Consider the following 26,345-nt stretch of genomic DNA (forward strand, 5'->3'; position numbering starts at 1 on the left):
CCGTTATTGTGCAGAGTTTGCTTGCGCACGGTGTTTTTCCGCCTGTTGCTCATGGGCATAGGAATGACCATTATTTGTCGACTGATGTACTACCATCGCTTTTTCATGTTCATTCATTTGTGAAAACGATTGTGCATGGGATGACGTTTCTGCCGCATTAACGCCCGCTGAGATAAAAAACGCGATAGCTAAAAAAGAGGACATCTTATTCATCATATTTCTCCTGTGTGGGTTTACGGAAGAAATTATAATTAGCGCACGCTGTCAGCGACGTGACAGGAATATGACGGTTAAGTCAGAGAACAGAAATGATTTAACCGTCGTCACTAAAGATTAAATTGCATGCCGGGGCAGTGTCAGAATAAAACGGGTGGCATGTGAATCAGATGTCACCGCAACTTTTCCATGATGGGCAATGACTATCGATTTCACGATCGCCAGGCCTATGCCGCTGCCTTCTCCCTTACGTTGCCGGGAAGGATCTACCCGATAGAAGCGGTCAAAGAGTCGCGGAAGATGTTGCGGAGGAATTGGCGGGCCGGGGTTCTCAACAACTATCTGCACCTGTTCATCGGCCTCTTTCACCCGCACGGTCACTGACTCACCTTTTGGTGTGTAGCGCATGGCGTTTGAAAGCAGATTACTCATTGCCCGGCGTAACATTAACGGGTCGCCCACAACCCAGCATTCGCGCCCCTCAAAACGTAAACCAACCTCACGCTCTTCTGCCCAGGCTTCGAAAAAGTCGAACACTTTACTGACCTCATCAGCCAGATTGAGCGCGGTCTTTTCCGGGATCAGTTGATTGTTGTCTGCTTGCGCCAGAAACAGCATGTCGCTCACCATCTTTGACATCCGGCCAAATTCTTCGAGATTGGAATACAGCACGTCCTCCAGCTCTTTTTGGCTGCGGGTCTGGCTCAGCGCAATTTCTGTTTGCGTGACCAGATTGGTAATTGGGGTGCGGATCTCATGGGCAATATCTGCCGAGAAGTTCGACTGACGTTTAAAAACATCCTCGATGCGTTCGATCATGTGATTAAACGAACTGACCAGTTGTTCCAGTTCAATAGGCACGGCTTGCGGGTCGAGGCGTACGTCGAGATCTTTCGAGGTGATATTTTGGATGCGGCGACTGACATTACGGATAGGTTCATGGCCTTTATAAACGGCGAACAGCACGATAAAAACAATCATCATGCTAATCAGCGATGCCGTCATAATCAGTTTGTTTTTCAGGTCATTTATATAGTGCAGATGAAAATCGATCGATAATGCCAGGTACAGCGTATATGCCGGTTTTCCATCGGCAAGCTGTCCTACAGGCAAACGAATCATGCGCCAGTTTGATGATGTTATCTGCCCGTGCGTATGTTTGGGCGTTTGCAGCATGGGGCCGGATATAATAAAGACATCGCGGGCACGGGCATTTTTATCCGGCCTTGCGCTGGCAATAAATTGCCGGAGATCCGGGGCACCAGGTGAATGAAAAATAGCCTGCTGATTGCTATCTTCCAGAGAAATAATGACGTTTGAGTAACCCGCCACCACGTTTTTTAGCGTTTCCAGTCGGCGTGATTCAGGTTCGTTCGGTTGATTAAGAATACGCTCCAGCGTGGCGCTGATCTCTTGTAAATCATTGATGTCCTGCTCGGCGAAATGCACTTTCACTGAGTGGATCATTATCCATGCGAAGGCGAAAAATGAAGCGATAGTCGCCAGACTGATAAAAAAGGTCAGTCGCGTCGCCAGTGAAAAAGGGCGTTGCCATCGTTTACCGGCCATCAGGAACCTCAAGCATATATCCCACGCCGCGCACGGTCTGAATCAGTTTTGGCTCAAAGTCATTATCGATTTTGGCGCGCAGACGCTTAACGGCGACGTCGATGGCGTTGGTATCGCTGTCAAAATTCATATCCCAGACCTGAGAGGCAATCAGCGAGCGGGGTAAAACTTCCCCCTGGTGGCGCAGGAAAAACTCAAGCAGCGTAAACTCTTTACTGGTCAGGGTGATACGCGCCCCGCTGCGGGTGACTTTTCTACTCACCAGATCAACCATTAAATCTGCGACCTGAAACTGGCTTTCGACAATGACCGCCGCGCCCCGGCGTAATAGCGTTCTGACCCGCGCCAACAGCTCGGCAAAGGCAAACGGTTTGACCAGGTAATCGTCAGCGCCTAATTCCAGGCCTTTAACCCGATGTTCAATGGTACCCAGCGCGGTGAGGAGAAGAATGGGCATGCCTTTGTTGGCGCTACGCAGCATGCGCACGATATCCCAGCCGTTTACATCCGGCAGCATGATGTCGAGTATGAGCAGATCGTAATCGCCGGTCATCGCCAGGTGGTACCCGTTCAGGCCGTTATCCGCCAAATCCACGACAAAACCCGCTTCCGTCAGGCCCTTCGTCAGGTATTCACCGGTTTTTTTCTCATCTTCGACTATCAAAATCTTCATCGCATTCTCCTTCTCGCACTGCTTATGCGGACTTTCAATTCTAGGGAAGCGGGATCGGATAGCAATCGGTTATTAGGAAAATGACAGTTTTGTCATTTTCCTGTCACCGGTTAAACAGAGTCACTTCGTTAAAGTACAACCCTATAAATTCCTACCTATTTTAGGGTCATCAGTCCGGTCAGGACGCGAAGAACTATGAGCAAATTTAAGCTTCTTACCCTCAGCGCAATATTCGTTCTCGCCGGTTGTTCATTAGCGCCGGACTATCAGCGCCCGGCCTTGCCGGTGCCGCAGCAATTCTCCTTAAGTCAGAATGCGCTGGTGCCAGCCTCTGGGAATTATCAGGACACAGGCTGGCGAACCTTCTTCGTTGACGATCAGGTTAAGGCGCTGATTGGTGAGGCGCTGGTCAATAACCGAGATTTGCGTATGGCAGTGCTGAAGGTTCAGGAGGCGCGCGCGCAATATGGCGTCACGGACGCTGACCGCTATCCGCAAATTACGGCAGGCTCCAGCGGTACCTACAGCGGTAAATTAAAAGGCGACAGCAGCACCGATCGCGAATTCGAGGCCGGGCTGAATCTCAGTTTTGACTTGGATTTTTTTGGTCGGCTGAAAAATATGAGTGAAGCCGAACGACAGAATTTCTTTGCCAGCGAAGAGGCGCGTCGGGCGGTCCATATCTCATTAATCTCTAACGTGTCGCAAAGTTATTTCAATCAGCGTCTGGCGTATGCACAACTGCAAATTGCTGAAGAAACGCTGCAAAACTATCAGCGTTCCTACGCTTTTGTTGAAAAACAACTGGTAACCGGTAGCACTAACGTACTGGCACTGGAACAGGCGCGGGGCGTGATTGAAAGTACGCGCAGCGAAATCGCGAAGCGTAAAGGTGAACTGGCGCAGGCGAACAACGCGCTGCAGCTGTTGCTGGGTACCTACGGAAAATTACCCGACGATCGGGCGCGCAGTCACGGAGATATTAAACCGGTTACGCTGCCGCCATCACTCTCGTCGCAAATACTGTTACAGCGTCCGGATATTATGGAAGCTGAGCACGGATTAATGGCGGCGAATGCCAACATCGGCGCCGCGCGGGCGGCATTTTTCCCGTCGATTACCCTGACCAGCTCCGTGTCCAGTAGCAGCAGCGATCTTTCCAGCTTGTTTAATGCTGCCAGCGGCATGTGGAATTTTGTCCCCAAAATAGATATTCCCATTTTTAACGCCGGACGTAATCAGTCCAGGCTCGATCTGGCTGAAATTCGCCAACAGCAGTCGGTGGTGAATTACGAACAAAAAATTCAGGGCGCATTTAAAGAAGTGGCGGATGCGCTGGCGTTGCGCCAAAGCATTGCCGATCAAATTAGCGGCCAGCAGCGTTATCTGGCGTCATTGCAAATCACACTACAACGTGCCAGAGCGCTTTATCAGAATGGCGCGGTTAGCTATATCGAAGTTCTGGACGCCGAACGTTCTTTATTTGCCACGCAGCAATCGCTGCTCGATCTTAATTACTCCCAGCAGGTTAATGAAATTAAGCTGTTTGCTGCCTTGGGCGGCGGTTGGGTGGAGTAATCCTTAATATTAACTTTCAGGAGCATCAAAAATGAATACTACCGCCAAAGCCGTGCTATTTAGCCTTTTCTCTGTGGTCATGTTTAACGCTCAGGCCAATGAGCATCAACATGGCGAGATGATGAATATGCAGCCAGCGGCTCAACAGGAACAACGTATTAGCGCTACCGGGGTGATTGAAGCTATTGATATGGATAGTAAAAAAGTCACAATTAAACATGACCCTATTCCGGCGGTGAACTGGCCGGCTATGACGATGCGTTTTACGCTGGTGGCCGACACCAGGGCTGACGATATTAAACCGGGCGATAAGGTCGCGTTTACGTTTGTTCAGCAGGGAAATATCTCTGTTTTACGCGATATTCACATCAGTAAATAACGTTCTCGCTGGTCTCTTTTATTCTTGCCCGGGTTCTTGCGAACGCGGGTGAGACTATCGCGCAATGGAAATCATTATGGCGTCTTTAAATATTAAAAATACCGCGCTTATTCTCGGTAGCATGATTGCAGGCGGGATTATCTCTGTCGGTGTTTATACTTATTATTCATCCGCAAAAGTATCGACCGAAACCGGGCAAGCTTCGCCAAAAGAAGCCAGAAAAGTTCTGTTCTGGTATGACCCCATGTATCCGAATACGCGTTTTGACAAGCCGGGCAAATCGCCGTTCATGGATATGGACCTGATCCCGAAATATGCCGATGAAGAGACTGCGAGCGCGTCAGCACCTGGCGTGCGTATCGATCCCACTCAGACCCAGAATCTGGGGCTAAAAACGGAACCCGTGCGTCGGGGACCCCTGCACTACGCGCAAACTTTCCCGGCTAACGTGAGCTATAACGAATACCAGTTTGTTATTGTCCAGGCACGCTCCGCAGGCTTTATCGAGAAAGTTTACCCGCTTACCGTGGGTGACAAAATCAAGAAGGGTTCTCCGCTCATTGACCTGACGATTCCTGACTGGGTTGAGGCCCAGAGCGAATACTTGCTGCTGCGCGAGACCGGCGGCAGCGCGACGCAGGTGGAAGGGATTCTGGAGCGATTACGCCTTGCCGGTATGCCGGAAGCGGATATCCAGCGTTTAAAGTCGACGCGTAAAATTCAGACCCGCTTTACCCTGAAAGCCCCCATTGATGGGGTGATCACCGCATTCGATTTGCGTACCGGCATGAACATTTCCAAAGACAATGTGGTGGCGAAAATTCAGGGAATGGATCCGGTATGGGTCAGCGCGTCGGTCCCGGAATCTATTGCCTGGCTGATTAAAGACGCCTCGCAATTTCGCATCACGGTTCCTGCCTGGCCGGATAAGCCATTCACCATCAGTAAGTGGAGTATTTTGCCAAGCGTTGATGCCACCACGCGTACACTCCAGCTTCGTTTGCAGGTTGATAACCCCGACGAAGCGCTCAAGCCTGGAATGAATGCTTACCTGCAACTGAAAACGCAAAGCGAGCCGATGCTGTTGATTCCGTCTAAAGCGTTGATTGATACGGGTACCGAACAACGGGTGATCACTGTTGATCATGAAGGTCGATTTGTGCCGAAGCAGGTGGCTGTTTTCCATGAATCTCAGGGGCTGACGGCTATTCGCTCAGGCCTGACCGAAGGTGAAAAAGTGGTGTCCAGCGGTCTGTTCCTGATTGACTCCGAGGCGAATATTTCTGGCGCCCTTGACCGTATGCGCGCCCAGAACAGTGGTGCGCAAGACGCAGGCGCGATGCCGGCCCAGGCGACCCATTCACATTGAGGACATGATAAATGATTGAATGGATTATCCGCCGTTCAGTGGCAAACCGTTTCCTGGTAATGATGGGGGCGCTGTTTCTCAGTATCTGGGGAACCTGGACCATCATTAACACGCCGGTTGATGCGCTGCCCGATCTCTCTGATGTTCAGGTGATTGTCAAAACCAGCTACCCCGGACAGGCACCGCAAATCGTTGAGAATCAGGTTACTTACCCGTTGACCACCACCATGCTGTCGGTACCGGGCGCGAAAACGGTGCGCGGCTTCTCGCAGTTTGGCGATTCCTACGTGTACGTCATTTTCGAGGATGGTACCGATCCTTACTGGGCGCGCTCGCGCGTACTGGAATATCTCAACCAGGTGCAGGGAAAATTACCGGCAGGTGTTAGTGCCGAAATGGGGCCGGATGCCACGGGCGTTGGCTGGATCTTTGAATATGCGCTGGTAGATCGCAGCGGAAAACATGACCTCGCGGAATTACGTTCTCTTCAGGACTGGTTCTTAAAATATGAGTTAAAAACGATTTCTAACGTGGCGGAAGTCGCCTCGGTAGGCGGCGTGGTTAAACAATACCAGGTGGTTATTGACCCGATGAAGCTGACGCAATATGGCATCAGCCTGGCGGAGGTGAAATCTGCACTGGATACGTCAAATCAGGAAGCGGGCGGCTCGTCTGTGGAGATGGCTGAAGCCGAATATATGGTTCGCGCCAGTGGCTATCTGCAAACGCTTGATGATTTCAATAATATCGTCCTGAAAACCGGGGCCGACGGTGTACCGGTTTATCTGCGCGATGTGGCACGCGTCCAGATTGGGCCGGAAATGCGCCGTGGGATCGCCGAACTCAATGGCGAAGGCGAAGTGGCGGGCGGGGTGGTTATTCTGCGCTCCGGTAAAAATGCGCGTGAGGTGATCTCCGCCGTTAAAGCCAAACTCGATACGCTGAAAAGCAGCCTGCCGGAAGGCGTTGAGGTAGTTACAACATACGATCGCAGTCAGCTTATCGATCGCGCCATTGATAACCTGAGCTACAAGCTACTGGAGGAGTTTATTGTCGTTGCGCTGGTGTGCGCACTGTTTCTGTGGCATCTGCGTTCGGCATTGGTGGCGATTATTTCCCTGCCGTTGGGGCTGTGTATCGCGTTTATCGTGATGCATTTCCAGGGGCTGAACGCCAATATCATGTCGCTCGGGGGAATTGCCATTGCCGTTGGGGCGATGGTTGATGCGGCAATCGTGATGATTGAGAACGCCCATAAGCGGCTGGAAGAGTGGGGGCATCAGCATCCGGGTGAAACGCTGGATAACGCCACGCGCTGGAAGGTCATTACCGACGCCTCGGTGGAAGTCGGTCCGGCATTGTTCATCAGCCTGCTGATTATCACGTTGTCATTTATCCCTATTTTCACCCTTGAAGGGCAGGAAGGGCGGCTGTTTGGTCCGCTGGCGTTCACCAAAACCTATGCCATGGCGGGGGCGGCGTTTCTGGCCATTGTGGTTATTCCGATCCTGATGGGGTTCTGGATCCGCGGGAAAATACCGGCGGAAAGCAGCAATCCGCTTAACCGCTTCCTGATCCGTATTTACCATCCGCTCTTGTTGAAGGTACTGCACTGGCCCAAAACCACCATCCTGGTAGCGGTGCTGTCAATACTGACGGTTGTCTACCCGCTGAATAAAGTCGGTGGTGAATTCCTGCCGCAGATTAATGAAGGCGATTTGCTGTATATGCCTTCGACACTGCCGGGGATCTCGGCGGCGCAGGCGGCGGACATGCTGCAAAAAACCGATAAGCTGATCATGACCGTTCCTGAAGTGGCGCGCGTATTTGGTAAAACCGGCAAAGCAGAAACAGCAACAGATTCCGCGCCGCTGGAAATGGTGGAAACGACGATCCAACTGAAGCCGCAGGATCAGTGGCGTCCGGGTATGACGATGGACAAAATTATCGCCGAGCTGGACAAAACCGTGCGCTTGCCGGGGCTGGCGAATCTGTGGGTGCCACCGATTCGTAACCGCATCGACATGCTCTCTACCGGGATAAAAAGCCCCATCGGGATTAAGGTGTCAGGTAACGTTCTGGCTGATATCGATGCCACGGCGGAACAAATTGAAGAGGTGGCCAGAACCGTGCCGGGCGTCGCCTCTGCGTTAGCTGAGCGCCTGGTTGGGGGGCGCTATCTCAACGTGGATATTAATCGTGAGAAAGCGGCTCGTTATGGCATGACCGTCGGCGATGTACAGCTGTTTGTGACCTCCGCAGTGGGGGGCGCGATGGTGGGAGAAACGGTAGAAGGGATCGCGCGCTATCCTATAAACCTTCGCTATGCACAGAGCTATCGCGATAGCCCGCAAGCGCTGCGTAATCTGCCCATTCTGACACCGATGAAACAGCAAATCACCCTGGCTGATGTGGCGGATATCACGGTAGTTTCTGGGCCGTCGATGTTAAAAACCGAAGATGCGCGACCCACCAGTTGGATTTATATCGATGCCCGCGATCGTGACATGGTTTCGGTGGTGAACGATCTGCAAAAAGCGATCGCGGAAAAGGTACAGTTAAAGCCGGGGACCAGCGTGGCGTTCTCCGGGCAGTTCGAACTGCTCGAACGCGCAAGCCATAAGCTCAAATTGATGGTGCCGATGACGCTGATGATTATCTTCGTCCTGCTTTATCTGGCTTTTCGTCGCTTTGGCGAAGCGCTGCTGATTATCACCAGCGTCCCCTTTGCGCTGGTAGGGGGCATCTGGTTCCTCTACTGGATGGGATTCCATATGTCGGTCGCGACCGGAACCGGGTTTATTGCGCTGGCCGGCGTGGCTGCGGAGTTTGGCGTGGTGATGCTGATGTATTTGCGCCACGCCATAGAAGCAGAACCTGCGCTGGAAAATCCGCACACCTTTACGGCGGATAAACTGGATGAAGCGTTGTATCACGGCGCTGTGTTGCGCGTGCGCCCGAAAGCGATGACCGTGGCGGTGATTATCGCCGGTCTGTTGCCCATCTTGTGGGGGACGGGAGCCGGGTCAGAAGTGATGAGCCGCATCGCTGCACCGATGATTGGCGGCATGATTACTGCGCCGCTGTTGTCGCTATTCATTATTCCGGCAGCCTATAAGCTGATGTGGCTGCACAGGCATCGTGACAAAAAGTAATGCCTTGAAGCGCTCGCCTGCCGTCGGTTTGAACACCGAAGCAGGCGTAGTGCTATGCTTCCAGCGCTTTCACGCGTTTGCGGTACTCGCCCGGCGTACAGCCGAATTCGCGTAGAAAGACTTTATAAAACGATGACTCGCTGGCGTAGCCCACCGATTCAGCCACCACAATCAATGGTTGCGATCCGCGTGACAACAGCTGAGCGGCGATTTGCAGGCGCAAAGTGGTTAACACCGCCAGCGGTGTAGCGTTTGACACTTCACGGAATAATTGCGCAAAGCTGGCCCGCGACATGTGTACGCGTTTCGCCAGCTCTTCGACGGTCCACGCAAAGGCCGGTGATTCGAGCATCAGAAACACCACGGCTCCCAGTTTGGGGTGCAGCAGTAAATTCAATACGTTTTGTGCGGGCGACGCTCTGGTTAACCACTCACGAACGGCTAAGGCGAATAGGGTGGCGCATTGTTGGCTGCATACAGCGCTGGAACCCGGCAGCCCACTGAGGGATTCCTGTTGCAATAGCGCAATCACGGCCTTGAGCCAGTGGCTGACGGGACTCTTTTCTTCGGGCGCCAGAATCAGTGCTTCCGGTAGCGCGGTTAAAAAATAGCGCGAGGTGGCGTGCAGTCGCAAACTGCCGCATACGATATGCGTTTGCTCATCGCCGGACTGGCAAAGTCGATGGGCGGAGTTTTGCGGCAGGATAACAACAGTCCCAGGCCGCAGGATAAAAGATGTCCCGCCAGGCATGTCAAGTTGGGCTGCTCCCTGAGTGACCGTATGCCAGCGAATAACGGACAGCTCGCCCGCCGCATGCGGCAGTTGCCAGTCTCTGCTCAACAAACAGTTTTGATCGATCGAGCCTTGCGGGTCGTTAAGCATAAGTAATCGACTTAGCGTATCCATGAAGACTCCTGAGCAGTTTTTACCACTATTAGTTTGGGCGGTATTATCTCGCTAATTTTAAATTAAAGTAATACCTTCAAATGGTTAATTTATTATTCCCATGTGTTTTGTGAAAGGAGGTTAAATGTCAATTAGACGATTTGACAGTAATAAGCGCGTTCTGAATACCTTTCCCTTGCCTGGTAACCCCTATACTTCAGTTCAACAAACGAACAGTGACCAGGTGGAGAGACAGCATGAATCAGTATCAGGCGATAATTATTGGATTTGGCAAAGCGGGTAAAACGCTGGCAGCTACCCTGGCAAAAACGGGCTGGCGGGTGGCGATTGTTGAACAGTCGAACACCATGTATGGCGGGACATGCATCAACATCGGCTGTATTCCAACCAAAACCCTGGTACACGACGCTGAACGCCAGCATGACTTTGCTGCGGCGATGGAGCGCAAAGCTGTCGTTGTCAGTTTCCTGCGCGATAAAAATTTCCATAATCTGGCCGATCTGGAGAATGTGGATGTGATCGACGGTCGTGCTGAATTTGTCGATAACCATACTGTGCGGGTCGTGCAGTCAACTGGCGTGATTGAGCTAAGCGGCGAGAAGATCTTTATTAATACCGGTGCGCAGTCAACGATTCCAGATGTGGAAGGGTTAACCACCACACCAGGCGTGTTTGACAGCACCGGGCTGTTGGATCTGACGCAACGGCCTGAGCGTCTGGGGATTTTGGGCGGCGGTTACATTGGTGTTGAATTTGCATCGATGTTTGCTAACTTTGGCAGCAAAGTCACCATTTATGAAGCTGCTCCGCTGTTTTTAGCCCGTGAAGATCGGGATATTGCCGAAGCGATCGCCGGGATTTTACGCGACAACGGGGTTGAGATTATCCTCAACGCCAACGTACAGGCCGTTTCGTCTCAGAACGGCGCTGTGCAGGTGCAACTGCCGGAGGGCGCTCAGAATGTGGAAGCGCTGCTGGTGGCATCGGGCCGTAAACCGGCGACTGAAAATCTGCAGTTGCAGAAAGCGGGTGTGGATGTAAACGACCGTGGCGCCATTATCGTGAATAAATATCTGCGTACCTCGGCAGATAATATTTGGGCAATGGGCGACGTAACCGGGGGATTGCAGTTTACTTATATCTCACTGGATGACTTCCGTATTGTGCGTGACAACCTGTTAGGCGAGGGGTTACGTCACACCGGCGATCGTCAAAATATACCGTATTCTGTCTTTATGACGCCGCCGCTTTCCCGTGTGGGGATGACCGAAGAACAGGCTCGCGCCAGCGGTGCTTCTGTACAGGTAGTCACGCTGCCGGTCGCGGCGATCCCGCGTGCGCGGGTGATGGATGACACACGTGGCGTACTTAAAGCGGTGGTGGATAGCGAAACGAAACAGATATTAGGTGTTTCGCTATTATGTGTGGATTCGCATGAGATGATTAATATCATCAAGACGGTTATGGATGCAGGACTACCCTATACAACCTTACGCGATCAAATATTTACCCATCCGAGTATGAGTGAATCATTAAACGATCTCTTTTCTCTCGTTAAATAATAAAAGCGCAGGGAAGATATACACCACGGATTTCAGTACTTGTCAGGTGTTGAAAGATACGTTAATGCAGGCGGGAGCGGGGATGATCGTTGCAGAATCAGTCCGCTCAATCGTTATGCAACGGTATTGAATTTTTAACGTTGTGCCCTCTGTAAGGTAGCAAGCCACTCTAGTTCGATTCGGTATTTACCGGGCCAGCAGGATGCTGGCTTTTTTCTGACTTAAGGGAAATTTATTTAATATATAAAATGTAATTATTCACTGTATAAGAATAACTGCGCATAGCTATTCCCTCACAACACCTTCACTTTTCTCTATTTTTTTCTGTGCAATTCTTGCTATTTTTTATCTCAAAACAGCAACTTAAAAAAGTTTGTTATTCACTTTCGTTATAATTAATCCGCAAGTTTGCGTGGTTTTAGGTGCGGCTTAAGCTAGAATTAACCCGGATTAAATGTTTTTACGTATCAATAATTGGCTAAAGATAGTTAAAAACTTAATTTTTAACCAACTGTCGTACATGGAATCCACTATGGTAATTAAGCACCAGGGTGGATGCTGATCTCGTGTTTTTGGGTAACCAAAAGCGGGACATATCTTAAATATGGAAATAAGGGTTTTAGAATGAGCTTTGGATTAGCAAAGGACAACAAGTTTGAAATCATCGCTATCCTTCGTGAAGAGCTGCACAAGAAAACGAAACTGGAAGTCTTATGTGAAAACAGTAGCGTTATCACACAGCTAGAGAAGGTCGATTTCGAACGCTTTGTCATCTCCGGCCATGAAGACATTGCGCCTGAAAAGGTCCAATACTTTATCCTGCACAGCGAAAGCGGGATTGTAAAATTTAGTGCCAGATTTGAGCAAACCCCACCAGCAGGTGTCGAGGCAGGATTATCCTACCTCATCCCGGATATGATTTTCTTTGCTCAGCAGCGACAAAATCAGCGTTTTTCCTTCATGAAGGGTTATGACTTTTTCTGTTTTGGTCGCTACAAAAACGGAGAAAACTACTCTTTCAAGATTAAAAACATCTCTCAGGGTGGCTGTGCGTTAATTGTTAAAGATGTAAATACCCGTTTTGTTTATAAAGATGCGGTGATTAAAAATGCCTCGCTGGAGTTTGATACGTTCGGCAGTTTGCAGCTGGATTTAAAAGTGATCGATGTCGTCACGATCAATGAGTTTGATGAGGATAATCAGTTGTACTCCTGTCATCAGATCTCATGTGAGTTCGATTTTAAAAATCGTCGTGAAGAGGCTGAAGTCGAGAAAATTATTATCAAATTTTTAATGAGTAACAAGATCAGAAGCTTATAAGGAGCGGTAAACAGGATGTTGATGTGTGGCAATGATAATTTTGTGGGCAACGGTATGTTCGCCTACCTGACCAGCAAACATGTACCCGTACAAACATTCCAGTTTGAGGATATGTTGCATCAGTCATCATTATGCCAGCATCAAACCATGGTTTTTAATATCATTAATAATGAACAACCGTGTTCAGACGTCGTACAGTTTCTGAATAAAAATCGATTTAAGTTCTATAATAACGTCGTAGTCATTGTAGCTGACAGTTTGGTGGCGAAATTATGCGTGGAGTTATTATATATTGAGAAAGCAATAGTTTTGACTGAGAAATCTTCACTGCGAGATTTCGCTCAATTGGCGACGTTGTCGGTCGGGAAATGGAATCCCCGGCTGTATCGTTCGCAGAAAAGGCTAACCGAAAGGGAACAGCAGATCCTGAGTTTGCTGGTAAGCGGCTATACCGCTAAAGAAATTTCTGAGTTAGTGAGCCTTAACTATAAAACCATTCAGGCTCATAAAATGCGAGTCGTCGCCAAGTTGGGACTGAACAATACTTCTGATTTAAATAAATTAATTGTCAGATTCACCCATCGTATGTCTTTTTTACCCTAGTCTGGTGATTCTTTTCTGATGTAAAACATCTCATAGTAGATATAATTCGGGAGCGATGTGACTGGTTTTAAATTTTATGATTTGTAGAGGTAGAGGGAATGTTTAATTCCAACGAGGTGCTCACCGCGCTTGAACAGGCATTGAATACCAGTCAGTTTTATATGGTTTATCAGCCCATTTTTAATTTGCACACTCAGCAAATTAGCGGATTTGAAGCATTAATGCGTTGGAACAGTCCTCAGATGGGGATGATCTCTCCCGATATTTTTATTACGTTATTGGAAGACAGCGGCAATATCATTTCAATTGAAGACATGGTTACCCACACCCCCTGGGATGTGGCGACGTCCTGGCCCGATCCTCTTGTATTATCAATCAATATTTCCGCACTTGAATTTTGTGACCCTCTCTTACCCCAACGTGTCAGACGTAATCTTACTCTCTGTGGACTACCGGCTCATCGATGCCAAATTGAGGTTACGGAAACGTCCCCACTGCGCGACAGCCAGATAGCGGTTAACAATATGCTGGAGCTAAAGGAGATCGGGGTTAAACTCGCGCTTGATGATTTTGGTACCGGCCACGCGAATCTTAATTATCTGCTGAAGTATCCTTTTGATACCCTGAAAATTGATAAGGAATTTGTTGCTGGCATTGAACCCGATACCCGATCGACAAAGATTGTGGAGGGCATTATTTCACTGGCACACAATTTTGGTATTGAAGTTCTCGCCGAAGGGGTGGAAACCCAGTCCCAACTGGACCGTTTAATGCAGATTGGTTGTGACAAAATTCAGGGCTTTTTCATTTCTCCGCCAGTGTTGGCAGAAGATATCCCGTTACTCCTGACGCAGTATAATCGTTAATCTCTCCTTTTTATATTTCCCGGCCCTGCAAACTGCAAAGCAAAAAAAAGCCCCCTGCATAACAGAGGGCTGGCGAGTTTATGTCGGATTAAAACGATTTCTTAAAGCCAATGGAAGCATTGATCGGTGCTTCAACTTGCGACTTACTGCCTCCGTTGCTGAATTGCGTACCCAGTTCACCGTAGACCTGTACGTTTCTGTCGATTGACCAGGACAGACCGGCCGCAACTTCGGTGCTGGAATACTGCTGTGAGGATTCCAGCGTGGTGGTGGCGACCGCATTGCTAAAGTGCGTTTTGTCTTTTGACCCCAGACCCTGCCAGACGTTTACCCTGCCGTACGGCTGGAATTTACCATGGTTAGTGTCATAGTCAGCAACCAGACGTACGCCCAGACGGGCGGTAAAGGAATCCGCGGTATCCATTTTCACTTTCGTTTGGGTCACACCATCAAGCCGACCATTATCAAAATCGCTGTATTGGTAGATCAACTGAGCCTGAGGTTCCAGACTCCAGGCGCTTGAACCCAGACGGAACGCTTTACCCACTTCGGTTGACGCCGTCAGCGTGTTGCCTTTGACGGTATAAGAACCATTGTTACCGGTCGCCGCCAGGCGAGATTTATGGTTACCGTACTGCAGGACGTTATCAACATACATCCCGTCGCCTGAGAACCAGGTGGCGTAACCGCCGACGTAAAACGCATTGTCGTCGATGTTTCCGCCTTTGCCATCGCTACCCGTCTTCGTGCCTTTCACATTGCTGTCGATGTCAAGGATGCTGGTATACATCCCGGCTTTCCAGTTTTCGTTAGCATACATATCGACGCCGACCTGGATACCCATGGTATGGGTGCTGGTTTGCGTCCCGGCCGCATCGTCCAGTTTGGTTTTACCGGAGTAGCCAAGCATTCTCGCCCAGGCGCGATTATCTTCATCAATACCTGGTTTAACCTCGTCGCCCATACGTTGGTGCATGTTACCCAGCAGGCTAATGTCACCCTGACGCACAACGCTGGCAAGGCCAGAATACAACATGGTTTCCGGACGATATTCGCTTCTCAGATACCAGTTTTCCCCTTGACCCTGAGCATTGCCCGCATGCAGTTGGTACTCAAACGCGCCCGCGGCCATACGATCGGCGGCAAGATGGAAGGCGTCACGCGACGTTTGCGCGGTGGTGGTTGCGCCATTGAGCGCCGTAACGACTTCGATACCATCACCGACGGTCGGCGCGCCGAGGCCAGAACCATCAACGTCCAGCAGCGTACTGCCGCTGGCTTTACCGCCATCGATAATCAGACGGTCGGCAATGCCTGCACCGCTACCATTCTGGATGGCCGCCATGTTGATGGTCCCTTTTTCGCCGACGTAATCCCCTTTGACGGTTAACGTTGTGCCAGTCTGCTGGCCGATGAGCGAGACATCACCGCCGTTGCTCAGGCCCGCGACTGTCTGGTTGTATCCTTGCGTGTTCAACATGGTATCAGCGACAACGTAGTGGTGTGACGCACTACTCAGGGTGTTGGTGTTACCCGCTTGCAGGACGCCGTTGGCAATCAACGTTGCGCCGCTGTAGCTGTTTTCACCTTGCAGTTCCGTAATACCGCTGCCGGTCTGGTGCAACTGACCTTTACCGCTAATATTACCGGTCAGCGCCAGGGTATCGGCACGATCAACATTGAGTACGCCGTTATCAACGATATCCCCCTGAATGCTGCCGATATTACCGCCATTACCCAACTGTAAAACGCCTTGTTCGATGGTGGTGCCACCGGTGTAGGTGTTATCCAGCGTCAGAGTGAGGGAACCTTTACCGGTTTTGGTCAGATGACCATTACCTTCGACTTCTGTCAGCAGGGAAACGTTATGTCCGTTGGTATCGAATGTCCCGCCACCGGATTCCAGCGTCACCTGACGGGCGGTATCAAATGCTTCGCCATACTTCAGCGTACCGCCGTTGAAGGTAATACCTGTCTCTGACGCGCCGAGGTTGGTATCACCTGCCACCTGTAACGTACCTGAGGTGATAGTGGTTCCACCGCTGTAGGTGTTGTCGCCAGTAAGAATCAGCGTCCCGAGATCGCCTTTATTCAGGCCGCCGGTACCGCGGATCACGCTGTCGATAGTTGCGGTGTAGTTCGCGCCGTCTACCGTGCCATCGCCGACGCGAATCAGCGTGTTCGCCGTGTCGGTGGTAATGGCCTCACCACCCACGCGATAGCCATCGGTGGCGAACTGTGCGCCGCTGATGATAACGTCGCCTTTGCTGTTATCGACGGTTACGTTGCCAGCTTCCCCTTGGAAGACGGCGAAGGCGGCATCGGTAAACGGTGCGTTCAGCGCGCCTTCTGGCGTTGATTCATCCGTGGTCCAGTTGTCGTTACCCTGGCTGGATTGCCAGATACCGTCGCCGCCGTTGATGACGCCGTTGTTTTTCAGCTCGCCATTCTCACCGCCGGTGCCGTCCCAGAAGCGCAGCGTCAGCCCGGCATGGTTGACCAGGTTAACCTGGTTGTTAACTGACGTTTGCACGTACAGGCTGTCTGCGGCTTCCGGCGCGTTGGCAATGTCCATCACATTGTTGGTCAAGGTGCCGGTGTAGTTGATGACGCGGTAAACTCCAACGTCAAAGCTGCCGCCCGGAGAGGTCTCGATATTGAGCTTACCGTCGAGCGTCAGGTCGCCATTCACATCAATCAGGTCGTTGAAGGCACCGCCTGGGGTATAAGCCTGACCAAACTGATAATCAAGTTGGGCGTTATCACTCAGCGTCAGTGAACCGGTGGTCAGTTTACCCACGCTGTTGATGGCGGCACCAGCAGTAATATGACCGGCGTCCAGCACGTCAACCGCGCCGCCGATAATACCGTTACCGCCGAGCGTCGCGCCGGATTTAACCGTTACCTGACCGGTCGCGGCAGATTGATTACCGTTGACCAGCAGCACGCCTTCATTGACGTCCGTGGTGCCGGTGTAAGTGTTATCGCCAGTCAGCGTTAAGGTGCCGTCACCGATTTTCACCAGGCTGCCGTCGTTACCGCTGATAATGCCGCTGATGGTGTCATCAAGATGCAGATTACCCAGCGACAATGCCTTATTGCCCAGTTCGACATTCCCCGCGCCGGACAATGAGCCGATAGACGTTGCGCTGTCGACCGCGCTGATATCGACCTTACCGCCCGCCAGGTTCTTAACGATGGTATTTTCAGCCATCGCCCGGTCGGCAAAGGTCATCAGTCCGCTGTTATTCACGCTGGCATTGCCGCCGCTGGCATTCTCTTCCAGAGCCAGCGTACTGTCTTTTGCCACGTTGACCGTCGCGTTGCCTGCGGTGGCGTTGTCGGTTAACAGCGCCTTCGCTGTGCCCGTCAGGTTCAGTTTGGCGCTCGCGGCGGTGACGTTATCCGCCAGCGTTAACAGGCTGTCGGTGATGTTCATGGTCAGGGATTTCAGACTGGTATCAGCCCCGCTGACATTGAGCGTCGCCTCCTTATTGACGTTCACGGTGCTGCTTTCATTGCTACCAAAGGCTCCGGTTTTGCTGACGTTCACCGTGACATTGTTGGCATTGCCCGTACCGGCAATTTCGGTATCGCCTTTGTAGCTGTTGGCGCGATCGAGCGACAAGGTGCTGCCCGCGTCGCTTGAGCTGCTGGTGACTTTCAGTTTACCGTCGCCGGTAATCTCACCGGCTGGCGTGAAGTGGTGCGAATTGAGGTCAAACACCGCCGCGTTATCACTCGCTCCCAGCTCAATAGTGCGATTGCTGGTCAGGTCTGCGCCCATCTGCAGGGTGGAGCCGTTGTTAATCACCAGATCGGTTCCGCTCTGGCCGAGGTTGCTGTCGGATGAAATCTGCAACGTACCGCCATCAATGCGCGTACCGCCGCGATACTCGTTGTCGCCGCTGAGGATCAGACGGCCAAGGTCGTTTTTCACCAGCGTCAGCTTGTCAGTCGTGCTGGCTTCGCGGATCACGGACTCAATGGTCGCGGTATAGTTTTGGCCCGCGCCACCGGCACCAACGCGCAGCAGTAGCTCACCGGTACCTGGCGTCTGGCCTGCATGGGTCGCGTTTTCTGTGGTGGCATACGCGTTAAGCGCATCACCTTTAACGACATAGCCATCGGCGTCAAACTGTGCCCCGGAGAAATTAACTTCGCCCGCGGCGTTATCCACGGTCACGGTTCCGCCTTTAGTGGTGAAGACGGCAAAGGATTTCTGCGCCCAGGGGGCGTTACCTTCACCGGTTGCCGTGGTCCAGTTGTTATCGCCCTGGCTGCCGATCGCCATCCATTTGCCATCGCCGCCGTCAATTTTGCTGTTGCCTTCAATGCCCGACGCGCCATGGCTCTGATTGACGGTTGCGCCGTCCCAGAACTGCAGGGTAACGCCGTTGGCATTCACCAGGTTGACCTGTTTGTCGATTGAGGTCTGGACAAAAATATTACTCTTATCCTGGCTGTCCGGTATTGCGCCCAGTTCCAGAGTCTGGTTATTCAGCGTGCCGCCGTAGTTATAGATACGATATACGCCCGGTCCGAAGTTCCCACCCTGTGAGGTGGTAACATCCAGAGTTCCGTCAAGCTGCAAATCGCCTGCGACGTTCACCAGATCGTTCAGCGCACCGCCTGGCGTATAAGCGTTGCCCAGTTCGAAAGCGGAGGTCGTTTTGCTGCCAAGCTGCAGATTACCGTTAATGGATAACGTACCCGCACCGCCATCACCCGCGCTGAGGGTGGTGGCATCGTTCATCACCACATTGCCGCCGATAATGCCATTCCCGCCAAGTGTGGATGTGCCGCTGACGGTAGTTGCGCCGTGCGCCGCGCTTTGATCGCCATTCACCAGCAGCGTACCGTTGGTGACGGTGGTGTCGCCGGTATAGGTGTTATTGCCGTTCAGACGGGTAATACCGCTGCCGATTTGTTGCAGCGCGCCGATGCCCGAGATCACCCCGTTGAGCAGCACGTTGTTGGCGCGGTTGATCGCCAGCACGCCGTTGTCGATGATGTCAGACACGGCGCTGACTTCGCCTGCATTTCCGCCGTCACCCAACTGCAGCGTACCGGTTTGATCAATGGTGGTAGAGCCGGTGTAGGTGTTGTTGGCGGTAAACACCGTGGTGCCGCCCGCCGCACGTTCAAATTTCCCGTCGCCGCTGATGATACCGCGATAGATTTGCGCCGCTGACGCATCCCCCTGGGTATCGAAGATAACCCGACTGCCTGCGCCCTGGGTCGTCACATCGTAATCGCCAATGCTGGCGGCAGTACTGGTCGGCTCAACGTGATCGCCAGTGCGCAGCGTTGCGCCATTATTTACGGCAATGGTCTTACTCGCCAGACTCAGGTTTTCAACGACGCGGACATCCGCGTTTGATCCGCTGATGGTCAGTGAATCCCAGCCGGAGCCAATGTTGGTGCCGGTATTCAGGTTGTCGCTGGCAAGCGTTCCGATCTTCGCATCTTTCGTATTGGTGAAGGTGAGGGCATTGCCCGTACCCGCGGCGGTAGTAATGTGACGTGTTTTATCCAGTATTACATTGCCGATGTTGGCTTTATTGTTGCCGCCAGTGCCGGAGAAATTCACTTCACCGGCATAGGAACCGCTACGCCAGTTGAAGGTGTCCCTGCCTTCGCCGGTATTGATTACGCCGCTGGTGACACCGCCGCTGATATCTATGGTGTCGTTGCCTTTACCAGACTGAATTGCTACGGCCGTGTCGTTAATGGCCTGAAGGGTGCCGGTATTGGTGATTTTTTTATTGCTGTCGCCGCTGGCCTCAATCACCGGTGACGTCGTGCTGGCAGAAATAATCTTCCCGCTGTTGGTCAATGCGTTGACGTTTTTCGCGATGATCGCAGAACCGCCCGCGCTGTCACGTACATTGATGTCGGCACTGGTGGTGACGCGACCATCCGTGTTGGCGCGGATACCGCTACCTTCGCTGTTTCGCACCTCAACGGTATAGCCTTTGCCGATTTTCAGATCGCCCGTCACCGCGTCGCCATTGCGTTCTTCAAAGGCGAAACCGGTACCTTTACCGTTGACGTTGAGGGTGTTGTTCAGACCATCGTTCATGGTCAGCGCGACGCTGGTGCGGATCCCTGGACCATCATTAGAATCAATGGTGACATCACGCAGCGTGATATTGGTGTTGTTGGCATCGTTTTGAATACCGGCACCTGTACCCTCGGCGCGGATCATCACGCTTTGCGCGGCCAGTGCGCCTGCGCCCTCGGCCAGACGAATACCGTCAGCGGATCCATTAGTGGTAATGCTGTCGCCAGTTTTACCGTTAATCAGCAGGCTGGCCCCCTGGGTCAGCAGAACGCCAGCAGTACCATCATCAACCTGAATTTTGCCTAGCTTATTAATCTGCGCGTTAGAGCCTGAGGCGCGTACGCCGATGCCGTTACTGACATGGAGGGCGCTGGAGGAGTTATTGGTTAAGCTCCCGCCTTGTTGCACATCAACGCCGATGCTGTCGACGCTGGCCAGGTCGATAATCGATTTGGTATCGAGGAGCAGATTGCCCAGATTTCTCGCCACATAGGCGATAACCTTGTTGCCGCTGGCTTCAGAGGTGATCTTCGCGTTCGAGGTGAGGGTCGTGTTTGTGGCATTCCCCTGCGTGTTGCCATTCAACTGATGCGCCTGGCCATCCACCACTCCGGCAATGGTGCTTTCACCGGTTAAATTGATGGTGGTTTTATCGCTGATGGTACCGTTGGCACCGCCTTCGATGAGCAGTGCTGCGGAATTGGTGCCCTTAACGGTAAATGTCGCTTCCCCGGTATCTACGCTGCTGCCTGCGCCGGTGGCGAGAACGCCAACAGAATTGGTGCCGTTGAGCGTCAGGTTCAGGTCAGAAGTGGACTGATCTTTCGGGTTAGTCGTATTACCGGCCAACAATGCGCCATTGGCGATACGGAAAATAGTGGTGCGATCCTGACCGTTGTCATTCATCACCGCCTGTCCAATATTCGCGGTCGCGCCTTTACCGTACAGGTAATAACCAATCTGATCGGTATTGTTGAATGCCGGGCTACTCAGACTATCGACGTTAGCGATGGCGTTATCACGCACGTGCACGCCGATGTTTCCTGCCTGATTCAGGGTGATATCAGAATAGACGTTGACCGTTGCCTGACCGTTGGCACCACCTTCCGCCCAAATTGCATAGTTTCGGTTACCGACGCCGCCGTCACCGTCTACTACGATAGAACCAGAAGCGCTGGTGGTGACTTCGGCATTTTTCTTATTGGCGCTGACGTGGATCCCAACGTTATTGTTGCCATTAACGTTAATCTTACCGTCGTTTCTAATGATCTGACCATTCTCTGCGCCACTGTCACGCACAGTGATGCCGTAGTTCTTGCTGGTTCCTCCACGGCCATCGCCATTGATTGCGATAGTGCCGGTATTCAGCACATCACCTGTTGCATTGCCGATCAAGATCCCGGCGGCGTTACGTATGCCGACGCCAAGGGTGATGAGACCGTTATTAATCACCTCTTTGGCGCTTTTGGTCATGATACCGGCGCTTGGGCTGGCACCGCCTGGCAGTACGGCATCCTGGGAGGAATTATTCGCATCGCGGCCAAGGTAAATAGAGGCGTCCTTGGCGTTGGTAAATGTGGCGTTGTCGGCGACTTCCACGCCAAAGGCGGTGCCGTTACCAAAGGACTTACCGTTTTTGCGTCCGTCGACGATATTGATATCGCCGTTATTCGTGCCCTGCGCGTCGTTGGACAATTGCATACCAATGGCCAGCGTCAACGAAGTCTCGGGATCGTCTTTACTCCAGGGATCGGCAGCAGAAGCGGTACCGAAGTTATCGGTTGTAATCGCCTGGTTAATGGTGCCTTCGTTGGTAATGACGCTGGCACCTTGCCCCTGCATACCAAATGCACCGTAGCTGTTGACGTTTTGGTTACCGTCTTTATCAATAAACAGCCCGGAGTTGATGGTTCCGTGGTTGGTTGCCGTTGCATCTTTCGCCAGCATGCCAATTGCCAGGCTTTGCCCGGTAGAGGTACGCAAGGCGTTCAGTTCGCCCAGGTTAGTGATAACCCCACCGTCAATGGCTTTCATGACGCCATTAATACTGCCGTCTACGGCGATCATCGCGTCTTTGTTCAACGTACCGGCGGTACCCGCGCCGTTGGCGTAGATAGCGTGCAGCTCACCGCGGTCGGCGGTTGTGTTATTGCTGTGCGACTCGCCATCGGTCCAGACGTCGTAATCCCAGCTGATAACATCAGATTGTTTACCTGAAGTCAGTAAGTTATCAATCAGCTCGGCATACTTCGCTTGCGCGGCGGATACGGTGGTGATTTGACTGTCTTCAACATCCAGCCACAACTGGATCTGGCTGACTTTTTGTCCATCCGGTTTTTGCGCGGCATCATCACTTTCGCCTAGCAGCCAACTATTGAACTCGGCCAGTTCCGCAGCAGTGGTAATTGAGAACGTTTTTTCACCTGTTTCGATAACCTCGCCGGCGTCGTTATAGCCATAGGTCATCAGCGATACATCGCCGCCAAACACGGACGTTGTCCTGGAGCCGTTAAATGTTCTGGTCGGAATAACGGGGGCGGCGTTAAATTTGATGTAGTTATCGGATTGCCAGTTCACCTGGCTGTTGGTGCCTTGCGCTTCCAGCAGCGAGGAATCTTTAGCCAGTAACTCGATGGTATTGGCTTTGTCACGCACATGAAGCGTATCGTTGCCAATATTCAGGTTGGCCGTGGCGCCATTGGTCGCCAACGCGATACCAAATTGCTTATAGATTTGCGTTTGTTGCGGATCATAAGTATTTAAAACAGCATCGCCGATTTGTGACTCAGTAATAAACCCGGCTAACGCACTGGTATCAAAAACTTTAATGGTTTCTGGTTCTCCAGGAAGCGCCGGATCAAAAATATCAAAGTCCGTGCTTTGCGAAGGTTTCGCTGATTGGGTATGAGTCAGGTATTCTGCCAGCTCTTCCTCCGTGGAGATTGTTTTTACGCTCTGGTCAGGGCTGGTAGCCTTAAGGGTGATTTTTCCGGTTTGCAGCAGCTCTCTGATGGTGGTGGACCCAACAACGCCGCTTTGGCCTGGGGCAATCGTTGGGATCGCACCGCTGATATTGAGCGCCTGACCAGTGGTATTATCTTCATATAAGAAGCCATAGTCATGAATTCCCTCATAAACGCCAGCGGAAATACCTCTCTGGTAATCAGTAAAAATATTATGCTCACCGATATCAATAATCGGAGTCGCCGAAGCCTGCATTGAAGCTGCGCTTAATGCGCCAGCCGCCAGTACGGCGACAGTTTTACGCGAGCTGCTTTTTTTCTTACCTTTAGTTAATTCAGAAACGACCACCCAGATACCGAGCGCCGCGTTCCAAATAATGCTGTAAACTTTGTTCATATATAACCCTTGTCTACATTCCTGTTATGGATGTGTTAATACGTTGAGTTGTTGGCTATGGTTGGCCCGCGGATGCGCTACCCGGTATAGTGATTTTGGGAAATAGGGTTCCCTTCCGAGCGATGCGGAATTAAAAATGAGCCGAAAGGAAAGCTTTAAATAATAACCGTGATAATTGTCCTTAAATAAGTCAGTTACGGCTGGCTATAATGGGAAATGGTGTACTTGAGCCGGGTGTTATTTTTACCGAGCTTTCTGGCAATGTTGCTTTTGTACGCCCCGATAGTTTTTTCACTTTTTTGTGATGCCCCGGCGATTTGTGCCAGTGACCAACCCCGGGCAAGCATCATCATGACATTGAATTCGTTTGCGGTGATTTTGGTATGCAGTGCTTTGATATTGTTTTGTTTTTTATTCTGTGTGATACGTGTGACGGCATGCAGTAGCCGATCGAGACTGGCATCTTGATCGAGTAATTGCATGGTCTTCCCGCAAACAGTTTGAAAAAGAGAAAAGGTGGCTTCATCTGCCAAAACAATAATATTGGTGGCAGGACGTATCGCCATGCTGCGGATAATCCTGGCATATTTTAAAAAATCTGATTTGTCAGGATTAATAACAATGTAATCCAGGTCATCAGGCTGGATTTTGACAGCAGAGAGCGTCTGAGAGGAGTAGTACGCAATATCAATATATAATGATGAACCACGTAGAATTTCTCGCATGCCTAGCCAGGGATAAATTGAATCACCCAAAAAAATAGCCTTAGACATAACGATCTCCTTGAAATTTTAATGCAAGCAGTCGCCTCTTTTTTAGACTAAAAAAGAGTTTCTTACGACGCATGGAATGTTAATTAAATCTCGGATGATATTCTTTTGTTTGAACACATCCTTATTTTGTTCCAGATTCAACAGATGTTTTCTGTATTTAGTAGAATCATTAACTATTCTAAAAGTAGATATTACACTTTGTTAAAATTTAAGATAAATCGTTTATATCACCCCTGAGAAGATGATTGATAGATTTCGCTTATGGATCACCATAATAATGAGCCAAGCTTTTCCATAAAGGCAGGTTATTCCTGGGCTTAGTGACGGTGTTTTATTTAAAAATGATTATATTTCAAGTGGATGCCTGTTTTTTATGGTGGGATGGTTAATGGGTAGGATAATTCTTAATTAATACCAGGATGAAGGAGGGAGATGAGCCGGGGAAGGTGAAGATATCGTCAAATTTACATTAATCATCCTAAAGTGTTTTAATTTTAGATTATTAATCCATGTAAGTATTAATTTTTAGTATTTTATTCTTTATTGAGCTTTTTGTGCCTTATTTGAAATTGTGCCTTGCAGTTGTTGTTTTGTCTGATTGCTTCGCTGTTAGCGCTCAGCCCGCTAACAGCTCCTGTTCGACCTGTTGCACCTGTTGTTCCAACGTGTTGCGGATTTCCGTCAGCGCCCGTTGCTGATCAGAGAAGTAGGCCTCTTTATCCGTCACGGAGGAAGCAAGGCGCCAGGCGTTTTCAGCCTCTAGTTCGGTAATCTCTTTAAGCAGGGCGTTAATTTGTTCTCTGAGCTGCTGTATTTTGCTGCGTAAATGCTGCAGATCGTTCAATCGGTCGCTCGCCATCATTGGTTCGAGACCACTTTGTAACTGGGTCAGTAACGCCCGTACGGCAGCAAGGTCGGCATTTTGGCGGGCCTGATTGAGCTGCACCATCATCTGGTGCGCTTTCTCTTTCAGATCATCCGCCACCACGTCCGGGTGGCAAAGACGACTGGCCTGCCGCCACAGGCGTTTTAGCTCGCTACGCTCATCAGAAGAAAGTCGTTGGTCGCGAGTAAAACGATGCTGTGCGTCCTGCTGCTGCTCCTGATATTCATCATATTCATGACTGGCCTCTTCTTGTGCCTGGCGAGTCGCGCTGTCGTCCTGCCGGGAAAAGTCGTTTTCCAGCTCACGAATCTCCGCCAGCAAGGCGGTGATCAGCTCCGTTTGTTGCTGAATGCGTTGCCGGGTTTCGACAGATTCGCGCGAATCTGAGTTCTGGTTCATCCAGTGCTGATTGAGTTTGGCTAACTGCTCAACGGCCTGGGAAATATAGTGCTGACAGGATTGATAATCTTTTTCCCGGCGTTTTCGCTCCGCTTCCTGTTTACGTTGGGCGCTGGCGGCCAGTTGCTTACGCAGCTCAAGGATGCGGCTCATCAACGGCCCAAGACGAAGATGGTATAGATCGTTGAAATCATCGAGGATTTGAATACGCGTGTTGCGCTTATCAATCAGGTCGCGAAGTTGTGTTTCGAGGGCTTTCAGTTCGAGTTTACTCGCCGCAATGGCAGGATCCTGCCACGTAGAGACCGCCCGCTGGGATTGCAGCCAGGCCGTGATTTCACGCAGGGCATCGTTAAAGCGGCGGGCTTCAATCGCCTGCACGATGGTGTCTGGCACGACTGACAAAGGCTCATTTTTCAGATGCGCCACCTGCTGGAAAATAATCTCCTCATCTTCCAGTTCAATAGCGCTTTTGACGATTTCCAGTCGTTTGATGATCTTATTCATGACAGTCGTTGCCTGGCCTGGCTCAAAAACGAATGGCTGAAATACAACAGGCTCACCCGTTTGAAAATGTTAGAAAAACAGTAAAGCGCATTCTGTGGCCTGCAATGCCTTTTCGTCCAGAATAATTCACTGTAATTATGAAAAGCGTGAACTCTG

Annotated in this window: 15 protein-coding genes; 8 read left to right on the forward strand and 7 right to left on the reverse strand. The window is 51.1% G+C overall.

What is annotated here, in order from left to right:
* Nucleotides 1-3 precede the first annotated feature (3 nt).
* From ACVXHP_RS18030 to cusR, 3 genes are all read right to left on the reverse strand, one after another.
* Nucleotides 4-213, reverse strand: coding sequence for a hypothetical protein (locus tag ACVXHP_RS18030; RefSeq protein ID WP_032939981.1), 210 nt, complete (start codon nucleotides 211-213; stop codon nucleotides 4-6).
* Nucleotides 214-333: 120 nt separating this feature from the next.
* Entirely contained in the window at nucleotides 334-1,785 is a 1,452-nt protein-coding gene (locus ACVXHP_RS18035; RefSeq protein WP_447571960.1) for a Cu(+)/Ag(+) sensor histidine kinase, read from the reverse strand.
* Nucleotides 1,775-2,458 carry a copper response regulator transcription factor CusR gene (gene cusR / locus ACVXHP_RS18040; protein WP_447571961.1) on the reverse strand — a complete coding sequence of 228 codons (684 nt, stop codon included), beginning with the start codon at nucleotides 2,456-2,458 and terminating at the stop codon, nucleotides 1,775-1,777. Before cusR ends, ACVXHP_RS18035 begins: the two co-directional genes overlap by 11 nt.
* 195 nt (nucleotides 2,459-2,653) lie before the next feature.
* On the opposite strand from cusR, the gene ACVXHP_RS18045 reads away from it, so the two are divergent.
* The 4 genes from ACVXHP_RS18045 to ACVXHP_RS18060 all read left to right on the forward strand — a co-directional run bounded on the left by ACVXHP_RS18045 (nucleotide 2,654) and on the right by ACVXHP_RS18060 (nucleotide 8,939).
* Complete coding sequence (locus ACVXHP_RS18045; RefSeq protein WP_447571962.1) at nucleotides 2,654-4,036, forward strand: efflux transporter outer membrane subunit; 1,383 nt, start codon at nucleotides 2,654-2,656, stop codon at nucleotides 4,034-4,036.
* A gap of 31 nt (nucleotides 4,037-4,067) precedes the next feature.
* Complete coding sequence (gene cusF, locus ACVXHP_RS18050; protein ID WP_304696852.1) at nucleotides 4,068-4,415, forward strand: cation efflux system protein CusF; 348 nt, start codon at nucleotides 4,068-4,070, stop codon at nucleotides 4,413-4,415.
* Nucleotides 4,416-4,491: 76 nt separating this feature from the next.
* The gene (locus ACVXHP_RS18055; protein WP_316128996.1) at nucleotides 4,492-5,784 is read left to right on the forward strand and encodes an efflux RND transporter periplasmic adaptor subunit; all 1,293 of its coding nucleotides are present in this window, start codon (nucleotides 4,492-4,494) and stop codon (nucleotides 5,782-5,784) included.
* An 11-nt stretch (nucleotides 5,785-5,795) separates the two neighbouring features.
* The gene (locus ACVXHP_RS18060) at nucleotides 5,796-8,939 is read left to right on the forward strand and encodes a CusA/CzcA family heavy metal efflux RND transporter (RefSeq protein WP_447571963.1); all 3,144 of its coding nucleotides are present in this window, start codon (nucleotides 5,796-5,798) and stop codon (nucleotides 8,937-8,939) included.
* Between the two features lie 52 nt (nucleotides 8,940-8,991).
* Here the strand turns inward: ACVXHP_RS18060 and rclR are convergent, their stop codons facing one another.
* Nucleotides 8,992-9,846 carry a reactive chlorine-specific transcriptional regulator RclR gene (rclR, locus tag ACVXHP_RS18065; protein ID WP_200007504.1) on the reverse strand — a complete coding sequence of 285 codons (855 nt, stop codon included), beginning with the start codon at nucleotides 9,844-9,846 and terminating at the stop codon, nucleotides 8,992-8,994.
* A gap of 236 nt (nucleotides 9,847-10,082) precedes the next feature.
* Here rclR and rclA point away from each other — a divergent pair, with 236 nt between their 5' ends.
* The 4 genes from rclA to ACVXHP_RS18085 all read left to right on the forward strand — a co-directional run bounded on the left by rclA (nucleotide 10,083) and on the right by ACVXHP_RS18085 (nucleotide 14,197).
* Nucleotides 10,083-11,408 (forward strand): reactive chlorine resistance oxidoreductase RclA, encoded by a 1,326-nt coding sequence (gene rclA / locus ACVXHP_RS18070; protein WP_447571964.1) that lies wholly within the window; start codon nucleotides 10,083-10,085, stop codon nucleotides 11,406-11,408.
* A 624-nt stretch (nucleotides 11,409-12,032) separates the two neighbouring features.
* Nucleotides 12,033-12,728: a flagellar brake protein gene (locus tag ACVXHP_RS18075; RefSeq protein WP_200007500.1), complete on the forward strand. Its 696-nt coding sequence runs from the start codon at nucleotides 12,033-12,035 to the stop codon at nucleotides 12,726-12,728.
* Between the two features lie 21 nt (nucleotides 12,729-12,749).
* The gene (locus ACVXHP_RS18080; RefSeq protein ID WP_200007498.1) at nucleotides 12,750-13,331 is read left to right on the forward strand and encodes a helix-turn-helix transcriptional regulator; all 582 of its coding nucleotides are present in this window, start codon (nucleotides 12,750-12,752) and stop codon (nucleotides 13,329-13,331) included.
* 98 nt (nucleotides 13,332-13,429) lie between these two features.
* Nucleotides 13,430-14,197: a putative bifunctional diguanylate cyclase/phosphodiesterase gene (locus ACVXHP_RS18085; RefSeq protein WP_447571965.1), complete on the forward strand. Its 768-nt coding sequence runs from the start codon at nucleotides 13,430-13,432 to the stop codon at nucleotides 14,195-14,197.
* Between the two features lie 88 nt (nucleotides 14,198-14,285).
* Here the strand turns inward: ACVXHP_RS18085 and ACVXHP_RS18090 are convergent, their stop codons facing one another.
* The 3 genes from ACVXHP_RS18090 to ACVXHP_RS18100 all read right to left on the reverse strand — a co-directional run bounded on the left by ACVXHP_RS18090 (nucleotide 14,286) and on the right by ACVXHP_RS18100 (nucleotide 26,189).
* Nucleotides 14,286-23,624 (reverse strand): autotransporter outer membrane beta-barrel domain-containing protein, encoded by a 9,339-nt coding sequence (locus ACVXHP_RS18090; RefSeq protein WP_447571966.1) that lies wholly within the window; start codon nucleotides 23,622-23,624, stop codon nucleotides 14,286-14,288.
* Nucleotides 23,625-23,818: 194 nt separating this feature from the next.
* Complete coding sequence (locus ACVXHP_RS18095; protein WP_316128989.1) at nucleotides 23,819-24,397, reverse strand: helix-turn-helix transcriptional regulator; 579 nt, start codon at nucleotides 24,395-24,397, stop codon at nucleotides 23,819-23,821.
* A 616-nt stretch (nucleotides 24,398-25,013) separates the two neighbouring features.
* The gene (locus tag ACVXHP_RS18100; RefSeq protein ID WP_447571967.1) at nucleotides 25,014-26,189 is read right to left on the reverse strand and encodes a DNA repair protein; all 1,176 of its coding nucleotides are present in this window, start codon (nucleotides 26,187-26,189) and stop codon (nucleotides 25,014-25,016) included.
* Nucleotides 26,190-26,345: the final 156 nt, after the last annotated feature.

Source organism: Citrobacter freundii complex sp. 2025EL-00176, from assembly GCF_053309355.1.

Bases quoted from the DNA above. Each gene is read 5' to 3' on its own strand.
- ACVXHP_RS18030 (WP_032939981.1), bottom strand. From the start codon at position 213: ATGAATAAGATGTCCTCTTTTTTAGCTATCGCGTTTTTTATCTCAGCG.
- ACVXHP_RS18035 (WP_447571960.1), bottom strand. From the start codon at position 1,785: ATGGCCGGTAAACGATGGCAACGCCCTTTTTCACTGGCGACGCGACTG.
- cusR (WP_447571961.1), bottom strand. From the start codon at position 2,458: ATGAAGATTTTGATAGTCGAAGATGAGAAAAAAACCGGTGAATACCTG.
- ACVXHP_RS18045 (WP_447571962.1), top strand. From the start codon at position 2,654: ATGAGCAAATTTAAGCTTCTTACCCTCAGCGCAATATTCGTTCTCGCC.
- cusF (WP_304696852.1), top strand. From the start codon at position 4,068: ATGAATACTACCGCCAAAGCCGTGCTATTTAGCCTTTTCTCTGTGGTC.
- ACVXHP_RS18055 (WP_316128996.1), top strand. From the start codon at position 4,492: ATGGCGTCTTTAAATATTAAAAATACCGCGCTTATTCTCGGTAGCATG.
- ACVXHP_RS18060 (WP_447571963.1), top strand. From the start codon at position 5,796: ATGATTGAATGGATTATCCGCCGTTCAGTGGCAAACCGTTTCCTGGTA.
- rclR (WP_200007504.1), bottom strand. From the start codon at position 9,846: ATGGATACGCTAAGTCGATTACTTATGCTTAACGACCCGCAAGGCTCG.
- rclA (WP_447571964.1), top strand. From the start codon at position 10,083: ATGAATCAGTATCAGGCGATAATTATTGGATTTGGCAAAGCGGGTAAA.
- ACVXHP_RS18075 (WP_200007500.1), top strand. From the start codon at position 12,033: ATGAGCTTTGGATTAGCAAAGGACAACAAGTTTGAAATCATCGCTATC.
- ACVXHP_RS18080 (WP_200007498.1), top strand. From the start codon at position 12,750: ATGTGTGGCAATGATAATTTTGTGGGCAACGGTATGTTCGCCTACCTG.
- ACVXHP_RS18085 (WP_447571965.1), top strand. From the start codon at position 13,430: ATGTTTAATTCCAACGAGGTGCTCACCGCGCTTGAACAGGCATTGAAT.
- ACVXHP_RS18090 (WP_447571966.1), bottom strand. From the start codon at position 23,624: ATGAACAAAGTTTACAGCATTATTTGGAACGCGGCGCTCGGTATCTGG.
- ACVXHP_RS18095 (WP_316128989.1), bottom strand. From the start codon at position 24,397: ATGTCTAAGGCTATTTTTTTGGGTGATTCAATTTATCCCTGGCTAGGC.
- ACVXHP_RS18100 (WP_447571967.1), bottom strand. From the start codon at position 26,189: ATGAATAAGATCATCAAACGACTGGAAATCGTCAAAAGCGCTATTGAA.